14 protein-coding genes and 2 tRNA genes are annotated in these 11,936 nt (G+C 67.6%); 5 read left to right on the forward strand and 11 right to left on the reverse strand.

Features of this window, described 5'->3' with window-relative positions; genetic code table 11:
* Position 1: 1 nt before the first annotated feature.
* Entirely contained in the window at positions 2 to 1,528 is a 1,527-nt protein-coding gene (locus ACSVC7_RS04305) for a class I SAM-dependent methyltransferase (protein ID WP_448203191.1), read from the reverse strand.
* A gap of 215 nt (positions 1,529 to 1,743) precedes the next feature.
* On the opposite strand from ACSVC7_RS04305, the gene ACSVC7_RS04310 reads away from it, so the two are divergent.
* Together ACSVC7_RS04310 and ACSVC7_RS04315 are read left to right on the forward strand one after the other, a co-directional pair.
* A tRNA-Lys gene (locus ACSVC7_RS04310) sits at positions 1,744 to 1,819 on the forward strand.
* Positions 1,820 to 1,859: 40 nt separating this feature from the next.
* Positions 1,860 to 1,935, forward strand: a tRNA-Lys gene (locus ACSVC7_RS04315).
* 75 nt (positions 1,936 to 2,010) lie between these two features.
* Here ACSVC7_RS04315 and ACSVC7_RS04320 read toward each other — a convergent pair.
* Positions 2,011 to 2,472 carry a MaoC family dehydratase gene (locus ACSVC7_RS04320; RefSeq protein ID WP_448203192.1) on the reverse strand — a complete coding sequence of 154 codons (462 nt, stop codon included), beginning with the start codon at positions 2,470 to 2,472 and terminating at the stop codon, positions 2,011 to 2,013.
* 174 nt (positions 2,473 to 2,646) lie between these two features.
* Here ACSVC7_RS04320 and ACSVC7_RS04325 point away from each other — a divergent pair, with 174 nt between their 5' ends.
* The gene (locus ACSVC7_RS04325; RefSeq protein WP_448203193.1) at positions 2,647 to 3,246 is read left to right on the forward strand and encodes a TetR/AcrR family transcriptional regulator; all 600 of its coding nucleotides are present in this window, start codon (positions 2,647 to 2,649) and stop codon (positions 3,244 to 3,246) included.
* A 108-nt stretch (positions 3,247 to 3,354) separates the two neighbouring features.
* On the opposite strand, the gene sciP is transcribed toward ACSVC7_RS04325, so the two are convergent.
* The 6 genes from sciP to ACSVC7_RS04355 form a co-directional block, all read right to left on the reverse strand.
* Positions 3,355 to 3,696, reverse strand: coding sequence for a CtrA inhibitor SciP (sciP, locus tag ACSVC7_RS04330; protein WP_448203511.1), 342 nt, complete (start codon positions 3,694 to 3,696; stop codon positions 3,355 to 3,357).
* 193 nt (positions 3,697 to 3,889) lie between these two features.
* Positions 3,890 to 4,669: a flagellar hook assembly protein FlgD gene (locus tag ACSVC7_RS04335; protein ID WP_448203194.1), complete on the reverse strand. Its 780-nt coding sequence runs from the start codon at positions 4,667 to 4,669 to the stop codon at positions 3,890 to 3,892.
* A 31-nt stretch (positions 4,670 to 4,700) separates the two neighbouring features.
* The gene (locus ACSVC7_RS04340; protein WP_448203195.1) at positions 4,701 to 6,788 is read right to left on the reverse strand and encodes a flagellar hook-length control protein FliK; all 2,088 of its coding nucleotides are present in this window, start codon (positions 6,786 to 6,788) and stop codon (positions 4,701 to 4,703) included.
* A gap of 233 nt (positions 6,789 to 7,021) precedes the next feature.
* Positions 7,022 to 7,522, reverse strand: a complete 501-nt coding sequence (locus ACSVC7_RS04345) for a flagellar basal-body protein (RefSeq protein WP_448203196.1) — start codon at positions 7,520 to 7,522, stop codon at positions 7,022 to 7,024.
* Positions 7,515 to 7,913, reverse strand: coding sequence for a rod-binding protein (locus tag ACSVC7_RS04350; protein ID WP_448203197.1), 399 nt, complete (start codon positions 7,911 to 7,913; stop codon positions 7,515 to 7,517). The genes ACSVC7_RS04345 and ACSVC7_RS04350 overlap by 8 nt, the downstream gene beginning before the upstream one ends.
* Positions 7,913 to 9,046, reverse strand: coding sequence for a flagellar basal body P-ring protein FlgI (locus tag ACSVC7_RS04355; protein WP_448203198.1), 1,134 nt, complete (start codon positions 9,044 to 9,046; stop codon positions 7,913 to 7,915). Before ACSVC7_RS04355 ends, ACSVC7_RS04350 begins: the two co-directional genes overlap by 1 nt.
* Before the next feature lie 251 nt (positions 9,047 to 9,297).
* On the opposite strand from ACSVC7_RS04355, the gene ACSVC7_RS04360 reads away from it, so the two are divergent.
* Both ACSVC7_RS04360 and dksA read left to right on the forward strand, forming a co-directional pair.
* Entirely contained in the window at positions 9,298 to 9,714 is a 417-nt protein-coding gene (locus ACSVC7_RS04360; RefSeq protein WP_448203199.1) for a flagellar assembly protein FliX, read from the forward strand.
* Between the two features lie 204 nt (positions 9,715 to 9,918).
* Entirely contained in the window at positions 9,919 to 10,338 is a 420-nt protein-coding gene (dksA, locus tag ACSVC7_RS04365) for an RNA polymerase-binding protein DksA (protein ID WP_448203200.1), read from the forward strand.
* A 121-nt stretch (positions 10,339 to 10,459) separates the two neighbouring features.
* Here the strand turns inward: dksA and ACSVC7_RS04370 are convergent, their stop codons facing one another.
* The 3 genes from ACSVC7_RS04370 to flgH form a co-directional block, all read right to left on the reverse strand.
* Positions 10,460 to 10,747 carry a HigA family addiction module antitoxin gene (locus ACSVC7_RS04370; protein ID WP_448203201.1) on the reverse strand — a complete coding sequence of 96 codons (288 nt, stop codon included), beginning with the start codon at positions 10,745 to 10,747 and terminating at the stop codon, positions 10,460 to 10,462.
* A 15-nt stretch (positions 10,748 to 10,762) separates the two neighbouring features.
* The gene (locus ACSVC7_RS04375) at positions 10,763 to 11,041 is read right to left on the reverse strand and encodes a type II toxin-antitoxin system RelE/ParE family toxin (RefSeq protein WP_448203202.1); all 279 of its coding nucleotides are present in this window, start codon (positions 11,039 to 11,041) and stop codon (positions 10,763 to 10,765) included.
* Between the two features lie 118 nt (positions 11,042 to 11,159).
* Positions 11,160 to 11,930 carry a flagellar basal body L-ring protein FlgH gene (flgH, locus tag ACSVC7_RS04380; RefSeq protein ID WP_448203203.1) on the reverse strand — a complete coding sequence of 257 codons (771 nt, stop codon included), beginning with the start codon at positions 11,928 to 11,930 and terminating at the stop codon, positions 11,160 to 11,162.
* Between the last annotated feature and the right edge of the window lie 6 nt (positions 11,931 to 11,936).

The raw sequence follows: 11,936 nt of genomic DNA on the forward strand, positions 1-11,936 counted from the left end.
GCTACAGCACCCCCAACGCCTGTAGCACCGGCATCCGCCGCCGGGTGAAGCTGTCGAGGCGACCGCGCAGTTCCGCCACATTCTCTTCCTCCGTGGACAGGCGGGCGCCGTCGCGCGACAGGGCCAGCCCCTCGGCGGACAGCCGCTCCCACGTGAAGGCCGCAGGATCGGCGCCGCGCCGCTGCGCCAGCAGGAACAGCGCCTCGATTCGCGACACCGCGACGCCGGACCCGATCACGGGCGAGGCGAGGGTGCCCAGCTCGTCGCTGGTGCGGTTGCGCTCCAGCACGGCCGCGTTGAAGCGGTCGCACGCTGCTTTCCGCTCCTCCAGTCCCTCATCGGGCAGGGCGGGGGAGACCAGGGCCAAGCTGGTCAGCATCATCAGCGCGCGCAGCACCGCGTCCTCGCCCTGACGGGCCAGCGCCGGGACCGCCAGCAACTCGTCCAAGCGCGGCGCGCCGCCGGCCAGCGCCTCCGCCAGGGGCTGATGCAGGTCGGGCGGGAAGGGGACGCGGCCGGCCGGCGTGATGGCGACCTCCGGCAGGTCGTCCGGCGGAACCAACAGGGCGAAGCGGGTGGCGCGCAGCCGCTCGGCCCGGTCGGCCGGGGACAGCCGCTCCGCCCCCTTCACGAACAGGTCGCGGCGAAAGCCCCGGTTGGTCAGCACGTCGCGCAGCGTCTCGCGGTAGGCCGGGTCGCGGGCCTCCCGGATCAGGGCCAGAGCGTCCGGGGATAGCGACAACTCGTCGATCTGCTCCATGGGGACGGAGGGACCGGCGAAGTCCAGCTTGGCGGCGGCCAGCTCTCGCGCCACGTCGGCGTGATAGAAGGCGGTCCAGTCGCTGTTCAGATATTCGTGCGCGATGTAGTTGGGCGACTTGCGCTTCAGCGACTCCAGCCGCGCCGGCACCTCGTCGGCCCCGGCGAACCAGCCGGCGTTCAGCGCGGCGAGCTTCCCGGCGAAACCCACCGCCTGCTCGATCCGTTCCGGCAGCTCGCCGGGCCGGTCGGCGGCGTGCTCCACCAGGATGCGGCGCAGCGGCATGTAGGCCAGCGTGCCGGGCAGGGCGTTGTAGCTGACGAAGACCAGCCCGCCTGGCTTCAGCCGGCGGCGCAGCAGGTCCACGAGGATGGCGCGGTTCTCGGCGCTGACCCAGGACCAGACGCCGTGCAGCGCCACCATGTCCATATCCTTTGCCCCGCCGACGGCATAGTCCGCGAAGCTTTCCTCCAGGAAGGCGGCGTTGCCGAGCCCGGCCTCGGCGGCGAGGCGCTGGGCGCCGGCGATGTGGGCGGGGTTGAAGTCCATGGCCTCGAACCGCGCGGCGGGGTGGGAGGCCGCCAGCACCGCGCTGGTCAGGCCGTGGCCGCAGCCCAGTTCCGCGTAGGCGAAAGGACCGTCCAGCGCCGCCGGGGGACGCCAGCCGCGCAGCACCAGCGCGAAGGACAGCAGGGCGGGCGACAGCTCCCGGTAGAAGGCCCGGATATAGTCGATTCCGCCCACATAACCCTCGGTCCAGCCCTGCATCTTGTGTCCCTTCCTCACCCGTCGCGGGGTGATAATGCCCGCTTCGGGGAGCGTACACAAAAAATGACGGGCCTATCCATTTTGGTGTCGACAAGCCCCGGAGCCTTCGTTATAAACCGCGCCACACCGGCCGGGACAACGGCTTGGCCGGGCGGGAAGGTAGTCGAAACCGCAAGGCAGAGACGATAAACCGCCCTCGGTGTTGAGTACGTGATGGGCGCATAGCTCAGTTGGTAGAGCAGCTGACTCTTAATCAGCGGGTCCAAGGTTCGAGTCCTTGTGCGCCCACCATCACGTCCTCGCCGGCAGGTTTGAAAGCCTGCATGGGAATGGGCGCATAGCTCAGTTGGTAGAGCAGCTGACTCTTAATCAGCGGGTCCAAGGTTCGAGTCCTTGTGCGCCCACCATTCCCAAACAAATCAGTGACGCTGCACACAAAAGGGCTGCCCTCGGGCGGCCCTTTGTGCATTTTGGGCTCCGTGTCAGTCGGCTGCCGCTTCGGCGTTGGCGCGGCGCGGCACCAGCAGGTTGGCGGTCATCACCTGGACCACCTCGTCCTTCTGGTTGAAGGTCGTGGTGCGGACGCGGGCGATGCCCCGGTCCGGGCGCTTGTCGGAGGGGCGGACCTCCAGGACTTCGCTCTCGATGCGCAGCGTATCGCCGGGGCGCGTCGCCTTGGGCCAGCGCACCTCCTCGACTCCCATGCCGACGAATCCGCCGGCCAGCCGTCCCTCACCCGTCACGATCATGCGCATGGTCAGGCCGGCCGTGTGCCAGCCGCTGGCCGCCAGCCCGCCGAACACCGTGTCCTTCGCCGCCTCCGCGTCCAGGTGGAAGACTTGCGGGTCGAATTGCCGCGCGAAGGCGATGATGTCCTCCTCCGCCACCGTCACGGGGCCGCCGGGGAACCGGTCGCCGGGGGTCAGGTCGTCCAGATAGCGCATCGGTCAGGGTCCTCCATGGTGTTGCGGGCCGCTTCCAAGGCGGCCCGAGTGCGACTATGTTTGAATGCGACTATGTTAGAGACAGGTCTGTCTCATCTGTGAAGATGGTAGAGACAGGTCTGTCTCATTGTCAACCAGCCAAAATGGGCGGTTGTTGCGGGGGTGGGCGCGGATATGGCGGGTGAGGGGCACAAGCCGGCGCGGGACCGGATTCTGGAAACGGCGGCTGATTTGTTCTATCGCGAGGGCATACGCGCGGTCGGGGTGGACACGATCATCGCCCGCTCCGGCGTGGCGAAGATGAGTCTGTACCGGAACTTTGCGTCCAAGGATGATCTGGTATGCGCGTATCTGGAGGAGATCGAGCGGACGTTCTGGTCCTGGTGGGATCGCGTGACCGCGCGCACGCCCGATGATCCCAAGGCGCAGCTGAAGGGCCTGTTCGTTTCGCTCGGACACTGGATCGTGCATCCGAAGTTCCGCGGCTGCCCCTTCATCAACGCCGCCGTGGAGTTCCGGGAGCCCGACCACCCCGGCCGCGCCCTGTCCCTCGCGCACAAGCGCAAGGTGCGCGAGCGGCTGCGCGACCTCGCGGCGGCGGCCGGTGCGGTCGATCCCGATCGGCTGGCCGGGCAGCTTCAGCTTTTGATGGAAGGGGCCTATGTCGGCGGCCAGACGCTGGAGTCCGACGACCGGGGAGCTACCGTTGCCACGACAGCGGACACGCTGATCGAGGCCGCCTGTACGCCGTCCGATTCGTCGAGGAGCGATTAGAAACGCAGCCGAAACACCATGTTAGGCCATAAAACATCGACGCCGCAGGGCGGGCCTGCGGCGGACGGTCTCATCGGCGGGGCGGCGAGGCGGGGATTGGAAAAGCGGCTATTCCGCGGCGGTGCTGGCCATACGCGAGCGCACGGGCGCCGGCTGGTTGCCGCGATAGTCCTGCAGCCGCGTGGCCCGCAGGCCGCGCATGCCGTGGCTGTCGATCAGCCGTTGCCAGGACAGGAACTCCTCCACCGACAGGGTGTAGCGACGGCATGCCTCCTCAAGGCTGATCAGCCCCGAGCGCACACCGGCAACAACCTCCGCCTTGCGCCGCATGACCCAGCGCTTGGTGTCGGGCGGGGGCAGATCGTTTTCCGTCATCGGTCGCCCTGCTGGACCGATGACCGACGCTCCACTGGAGCCATCGTCGCTTAATTCAAGCTCGCGAGATGACATGCGCGGACGCTCCACCATCAGCAGTGTATTCCACGATTTGGTGGTACCGTACCTCTCCCGACTTAACAAAAGCCTAAACGATAGGGTTAATGTTTCAGGTCTAAAGCTTCCGGGAGGGGGATTCGCGCGATGTCACGGCAATTTCCCTCCCGCCCGATCCATCCCAGACATGGGCAGGAGGGGAGCGGGGAAATCAGTAGACCTTGTCGATGTCGGACAGCAGGACATCCTGGGTGCCGACGCTGACGACCGTCTCGCCGGACTTGTCGGAACCGACGCCGTGGACCGTGCCGAAAGTGTAGGTCGTCGCCTTGATGGTGTCGTCCTTCTTGTCGGACACCGGCGCGATGTTGAGCTTGTAGGTGCCGGGCTGCACGGCGTTTCCGTTGTCGTCCTTGAAGTCCCAATTGACGACGTGCCGGGTGCCGGCCTCCGTCTCGCCCTTCATGGAGCGGACCGTCCGGCCCTTGCTGTCCAGGATGTCCACGCGCACCGACTTCGCCGACTTCTCCAGCTCGTAACCCAGCGGGGCCTCGGTCATGCCCTGGGCGTAGTCGAAGCTGTCGCCCTTGAAGGCGACCGTGCGGCCAAGGTAGGCGAGGTTGGTCGAGGCCGTGGACGCACCCTGGAGCTTCAGCAGCTTGTCCAGGCGGCTGTTGGTGCCGATGTTCTGCTCGACGTTCGCGAAGTCGACCAGCTGCCGGGTCATGTCGTTCGTGTCCATCGGCTTGGTCGGGTCCTGGTTCTGCATCTGTGTCGTCAGCAGCTTCAGGAAGCTTTGGAAATTGTCGCCAAGCCCCTTGGCCGCGGTGTCGAGCTTCTGCTCGTCAGCCGTCTTTTTCGTGCCGGACGTGCCGGAGCTGTCGGACGACTTGGTCGTGTTCGACGTGCCGCTCTTGGACGCGCTGTTTTTGGACGCGCTGTTGTTGGTCAGGTTCCAGCTGCTGCCGTAGTCGGTGGAGGTGGTGGTCATGGTGGTCGTCCTTCGGCTGGAGCTGGGCTGATCAGGCTTGGATGTCGACGCGGCCGGGGGCCAGCGTCATGGTGTAGGCGGCCTGCGCGTCCTCGACCTCGCCACCGCCGCCGGCCAGGCCGCGGCCGCGCCGCCCGGAGCCGCCCTGCCGTCCCTCGTCCTGGAACGGGTTGCCGCCCTCGCCGCGCAGGCTGAAGTTGAGGCTGTTGCTGTCCGCCTTCAGTCCAGCGTCTTGCAAGGCGCGTTCCAGATTGCGGCTGTCGCGCTGGAGAAGTTCCAACGTCTGGGCCTTTTCCACGGCGACATGGGCGTTGACCTGACCATCCGGGCCGATCTCCAGCCGAATGTCGATCTGGCCCATCTCGACCGGGCGCAGGTTGATGGTGAACTGGTCGTTGCCGTCCGAGACGTTCTTTTGGACGTGGACAGCCACCTGTTCCTGAACGCCCATCGGCAGGCCGGCCGAGCCGCGCGACGGGCGCAGATGCGCCAGGGCCGGCGGGGCGTCCACCCCGTTGGCGGCGTGCGGGGCTTCCATCGCGGCCAGCGCCGGGTGGGTGGAGATCGGGTTGCTGGCGCTGACGGACTCGGCCGGTTTCGCGGCGTCGGTCGCCTCGGTGGCGGCGGTCTTGGCGGCACCGGACGTGGCGGCCAGGAAAGCGTTCTCGGCCGCACTCTTCACCGAGTCGGCTGCCTGAGTCTGCGGCGCCTGGGGCTGCGGCGTCGGCATCGGGGTGTTGGCGGGATTTTGGCCGTCGCCCTTGGTCCCGGCGTCGGCATCGCCCTTATGCCCGGCCTTCTCCACGCCCTTCGCCTTCGCGGCGGCGAGGTCGGCGAGGTTCTGGGGCAGGGCAACGTCGTCGTCCGTGGGAAGATCGGCGCCCTTGGCGGAGCCATCACCGCCCTCAGCCGGCTTGGCTTCCGCGGTCTTGGCTTCGGCGGCCTTGTTCATGGCGGCCTTGAGGTCTTCGGGCTTGATGCCCTCGCCGGAGGGAAGGCCGTCGGCGACCCGTTCGCCCGGCTTCGCGTCGCCAGCCTTGAGGCCGCCCGGCTTCCCGGCGTGTTCAGCGCCCTTGCGCGCGGCCGGATCGGCGGAGTCAGCGGTTGGCGGCTGTCCCGGCATGGCTTGCACGCCGTCCTTGCCCGCCGCCTGGGTAGCGGCAGTCTGGGCGCCGTTCTGGGCTGCCGCGAGCTGAACGGCAAGTTGCGCGGCCGGATCGGTGGCCTTGCCGGGTTGGGCGGCATCCACAGGGGCCACGCCGTCTTCGGCCGTAGGGTCACCGGTCGTGGTGTCGGTCTGGTCCGTGGTGTCGGAGCCCGCGGAGACGCCCAGCGACAGCGTGGCTTGCACATCGGTCAGCTTGCGGGTGGCATCGGGGCCGACCACCTCGATCACGGTTTCGGTGATGGTGACATCGACGTCGATTTCCACGATGTCGCCATCGTCGGAGTCCTCCGCCGGCTCCTCGTCCGTGGTGGCGCTGGCCGTGGCGTCCGTCTGGCCGTCTGTGGCCGCCGCGTCGATGGCGCCATCCTGGCCGTCGGCCGACGCATCGTCGGTGTCCGCCGCCGCCGCGTCGTCCGTTGCCTTGGTTTCCTTGGCCTTGGCGTCCTTGGCGCCTTTGGCCTCGGATTCCTTTCTCGACGCCCCTTTGGTCTGGGCCGCCTTGGCATCCCTGGCCGCCCCAGCTTCCTTGGCTCCGGCGTCCTTGGTCTCGGCGTTCTGGTCCTTGCGGTCGGCGTGTTCGGCCTTTTCGGCGTCCTTCCGCTCGGCCGTTTCAGCGGTGCGCGAGGCTTGGCTGTCCGTGGCGTCGGCCTTGGCGGCGGTCTGGTTCTCGGCGCGCGGGGGCTCATCCTTGCGGGGCGCCTGGGGCTTCGGCGCGGCGGCCTGGGGCGCGTGGCGCGGCTTCGGCGGTTCGGCGCGCACTGGGGCTTTGCGCTCCGCCGCCCCGGCGGCTTCCTGCTCCTGCTCGCGCCGGCGGGCAGCGCTCTCGCTGAGGAGCCGGTCCATCAGGGACGAGAACATGTCGGTGCGGGGGGCGCCGCTCTGGCCGGTCGCCTTGTTCTGGCCCAGGCCGTCGAACGCGGAGGACGACGCGATGTTCGATTGGATGTCCATGGAACGGTTTCCCCAAGCCAGCGGTGCGCTGTCCGTTCCAAGCAACTGCCGGGCCAACTCCGGCCCGCGCCAAAGGCCCTGACCCGGCAGGGAAAATCCGCTGGAAAGCGTCCAGCCCGGCAGTTCCCGCCGGGGGGCGGCAAAATCCGCCGGGTGGCGGGGTGCTTCTTGCCGCGCGCAAAAGAAAAAGGGCCGCCCGAACGGCGGCCCTTCCGGTCAGCGGGTTGGGACGGTCAAAGCTGCTTGTTCAGCGTGGCCGCGGTCGCCGGCCCGCGCTTCGGCGCGACGTAGGTGCGGCTGGCCGGATAGGCCACCGGTGTGGTCTGCCGCGCGTGGTTGATCGCGTCGACCACCGTGTCCACCAGGATCTTCTGGGCCTCGCCGTTGCGGCGCAGGGTGTCGGCGTTGTCGGCCGAGGCCTCGTACAGCGCGCGGGTTGCCTCGCGCAGCCTGGCCTTCGTCTCGTCGGGGAGGTTGGCCATGCCCTCGCGGTCCACCCGCAGGAGGCGCGACACCTCCTCGTAGACCAGCGTCATGGGCTGCTTCTCCTTGGCCAGCCGCGCCAGTTCCGCCGTGGAGCAGCGGCGCCGCACGGCTGCGGTTTCCCGCTGCAAATGGGCGGCGAGGCGGCCCATCAGCTCGACGAGGGCGGTGGCGCGCTCCTCGGCGTTCTTCGGCAGGGCAGGCTGGGCCTTTTTGCCCGGCTGCGGGAAACGGACGTCGACCTTATCCATGGCTGCCCTCCTGAGCGCGCAGAAGCTCGCGGTACACCTGATCGGCGATCCCGAAGCCGCCACGGCGGTTGACCTGATGGGCGTATTGATCGGTGAGCATCGAGCGGAACATCTCCTCGCCGTGGCCGCCGCCGAAGGTCTCGTCCACCTCGATGCCCGAGAACATGTGGCCCAGCATCTGGGACACGAACACGTTCTCGAAGTCGTCGGCGGCCTTGCGGATCTGGGCGCGCTTGGCGGGATCGACCTTGCTGTCGTCGATGTCGGAGCGGACGGCGGTCCGGGCGGACCAGCCCTGGTCGAGGCCCAGCCCCTGCTTCTGCTGGGCGCGCTCTGCCAGCGGCGGGATGCGCGGGCTGGCGAGGTTGGAAAGGGGGAGGGCCGTGTCCATCAGATCACCTCGATTTCCGCTTGCAGGGCACCGGCGGCCTTGATCGATTGCAGGATCGAGATCATGTCGCGCGGGCCCACCCCCAGCGCATTCAAGGACTGTACCAACTCCTGCAGCGTCACGCCGGAATTCATGACGGCAAGGCGGTTGTTGGACTGTTCGTCCACCTGGATGTCGGTGCGCGGTACGACGGCGGTCTGGCCCTGGCTGAAGGGGCCGGGCTGGCTGACCTGCGGCGTCTCGGTGACGCGGATGGTCAGGTTGCCCTGGGCGATGGCGACGGTGGAGATGCGCACGTTCTCGCCCATCACGATCACGCCGGACTTCTCGTCCACCACCACGCGGGCGACCTGATCGGGGGTGATGCGCAGCTGCTCGATCTCGGTGATCAGGCCGACGATGTCGCCGCGCCGCGATTCCGGCACGTTCAGCAGGACCGACGACGGGTCGGTGGCCTGCGCCCGGTTGCCCCGAAGCTGGATGTTAATGGCCGTCGCCACGCGCTGGGCCGTGGTGAAGTCGGGGTTGCGGAGGCTCAGGCGCAGCACCGGCAGTTCGGCCAGCGAGAACTGGATCTCGCGCTCCACGATGGCGCCGGACGAGATGCGGCCGGAGGTCGGGACGCCGCGCGTCACGCTGGCGCCCTGGCCCTGGGCGGAGAAGCCCGACACGGCGATCGGCCCCTGCGCCACGGCGTAGACCTCGCCGTCCGCGCCCAGCAGCGGCGTGACCAGCAGCGTGCCGCCCAGCAGGCTCTTGCTGTCGCCCATGGCCGAGACCGTCACATCGATTCGCGTGCCCTGGGCGGAGTAGGGCGGCAGCGTCGCCGTCACCATCACCGCCGCCACGTTCTTGGTGCGCAGGTTGGTGCCGCGGGTGTTGACGCCCATCCGCTCCAGCATGCCGACGAGGCTCTGCTCGGTGAAGGGGGAGTTGTTGAGGCTGTCGCCGGTGCCGTTCAGGCCGACCACGAGGCCGTAGCCGATCAGCATGTTGTCGCGCACGCCTTCAACGTCCACCACGTCCTTGATGCGCGCCGACGAGGCGGCGGCCGGTAGCGGCAGCGCCAGGATCAGGGCGGACAGCAGGACGACGGCGGCACGGAGCAGCAGGGCGGCGGCTTTGGTCGGCATGGCGGGAACACTCCTCAACGGACGTTCCTGCTCATACAAATGCCGTGCCAGTGCGTGGCTGCCGGGACTCGGCAAGGGGAGGCGGCGAGATTCGTGCGGCCGGTATGGAAAAGGCCGGAAAAACGCACCGCTTTCAGCCACTTTATGTCACGCAAACAGGGCAATTTTTGCCCGATTGCGGCAAGCCTTGACCAGATGTTAAGGTACATCCATCTAGAGTACGAGCATTACCGAAACCGGTTGCACGGAACATGAAAGTCGAAGGCCCCGGAAAACTTCGCGGCAGCTCCTCGGTCCGGCGTACCGGAAAGGCCGAGGGCTCGTCCGGCGCATCGTTCGCCAAGCAGCTCGTCAGCGAGACGAATCCTGCGGCGGGCGTGCACGCGGCCGCGCCGCTGGCCGGCATCGCCAGCGTGCTGGCGTTGCAGGAGGTCGACGACGCGACGGCCCGCGCCTCGCGCGGCAAGATGCGCGCGCAGGACATGCTCGACAAGCTGGAGGAGATCCAGCACGGCCTGCTGGCCGGCACCATGCCGGTCCAGAAGCTGATGGATCTCGCCAAGGTCGTGCAGTCCCGCCGAGTCCATGTGGACGACCCCCATCTGGCCGAAATTCTCGACCAGATCGATCTGCGCGCCCAGGTCGAACTCGCGAAATACACCCCCTGACCGGCCGCGTCCGACCCAGGGCTCTGCCCTTCGGCATCGGCCGTTCGTCAGGGACGGCCATGGCCCTCCGGCCGGCGCAGCAAAATTCCGCTTCTCCAAGGGCTTGTTCGCGCTCCGATGGGCGAACCGCAGGGTTGCGGATGGCGATTTCGCTACCTATACTCCGCGCCGCCCGGATCACCCTTTTGCGTTGGATGCTCTCGGATGACGTCGCCGCTCCTGCCTAAGAACTACTCTCCGTCGGACGACGAGGAGTTCATGAACCCCGTGATGCGGGAGTATTTCCGCCAGAAGCTGCTGCGCTGGCGCGCAGAGCTGTTGGCGGAATCCAACGAAACGCTGAACAGCCTCCAGGAAGGCGGCATTCAGGAACCGGACATCGCCGACCGCGCGTCGGCGGAGACCGACCGGGCGTTGGAACTCCGTACCCGTGACCGTGAGCGCAAGCTGATCTCAAAGATCGACGCGGCGCTGGAACGGCTCCAGGACGGCTCCTACGGCTATTGCGAAGAGACGGGCGAACCCATCTCCGTCCGCCGCCTGGACGCCCGCCCCATCGCGACGCTGAGCCTGGAAGCCCAGGAGCGCCACGAGCGCATGGAGCGCACCCAGCGCGACGACTGACCGCCCGGACGGCTGACGCACGCATCCGCGAGGACGCGCGAGTCGAAGAACAACGCTTTCCATAAGGCCCTCCACCGGCAACGGCGGGGGGCTTTTGGCGTTGGAGGTGTTGGAGGGTGGCTCAGGCGGCCCGAGGGTGGACATCCCGTTCGATTTCCGCGCCACGCTGAACCGCGACGGTCGACAGGTCATGCGCCGACTGAAGGTTCAGCCAGAACTCAGGAGTCGTCCCAAAATAGCGGGCCAGGCGCAAGGCCGTGTCGGCCGTGATCGAGCGCCGCTCGTGAAGGATTTCAGTGATGCGGGTCACCGGCACCCGCAAAGCCAGGGCCAACGCGTTGGCGGACAGGTCGAGCGGTTCCATGAATTCCTCGCGCAGCACTTCGCCGGGATGAGTCTTGATCCGCATGTCGCCTCCTATGGTTCAATGGTAGTCGACGATCTCAACATCGCAGGCGGCGCCGTCTTGCCAAACGAAACAGATGCGCCACTGGTCGTTGATCCGAATGCTGTGTTGTCCGGCGCGGTTGCCCTTGAGCGCTTCCAGCCGATTCCCTGGCGGAGAACGCAAGTCGTCGAGCGCCGTGGCCGCATCGAGCATGTCGAGCTTGCGCGTCGCCACTTTTGCCATACCGGCAAATCGCTTCACCGATCCATGGCTGAAAAGCTGTTCGGTGTCTTTGTCGCGGAAGCTCTTGATCACGGGTTGAAGATATAACGCTGCGCGTTAAATGGCAAGCGCTAGGCTTCTCCCGGCAAGGCATGCCGAAGGGCCGGCAGAAGCTGCCGGCCCTTTTTGCCTACAGAGGTGGGGTGGGCGATCAGAAGGGCATGATGATGTCGAACAGTTGCTGGCCGTAGCGGGGCTGCTGCACGTCGGTGATCTGGCCGCGGCCACCGTAGGAGATGCGGGCCTCGGCGACCTTTTCGTAGCTGATGGTGTTCTGGGCGGTGATGTCTTCGGGCCGGATCACGCCGGTGATGACGAGATCGCGCACCTCGTAGTTCACGCGGACCTCCTGGCGGCCCTGGATGACCATGTTGCCGTTGGGCAGGGTCTGGGTGACCAGGGCGGCGACCTTCAGGGTGATCTGTTCCTTGCGGTTGATCGCGCCCTTGCCGTCGTTCGAGGTGGTGCTGGACAGGTCGACCAGGCTGTCGGCGCTGACGTCGTCGGGCAGGACCCGCTTCAGCGCCTTGGTCTGGAAGCCGAGGAGGCTCGGCATGCCCGCCTTGTCGGAATTGTCGCGCGACCGCTTGCTCTCGTTGTTCATCTGAGCCTGGTCGTTGATCTGGATGTCCACGGTCAGCAGGTCGCCCACCTTGGCGGCGCGCTGGTCCTTGAAGAAGGCCTTGGATCCGTTGCGCCACAGCGAGTTGGGGTTGCGCTCGGTCGGCAGCGGGGTCGGCATCGGCAGGCTGACCGGCTGGTAGCCGGGCTGCGCGTGCGGGTCCTGGATCTTGGTCAGCTCGGGCGCGGAGCCGATGTCGGCCACGCGGGACATGGCGTTGCAGGCGGGCAGGCCGGCGGCGACGGCGGCGAGCAGGGCGAAGCGGAAAGCCGTGCGGGCGATGGGCTGGCTGGCGGACATGGGAGC

This window comes from Azospirillum mesophilum, from assembly GCF_053470405.2.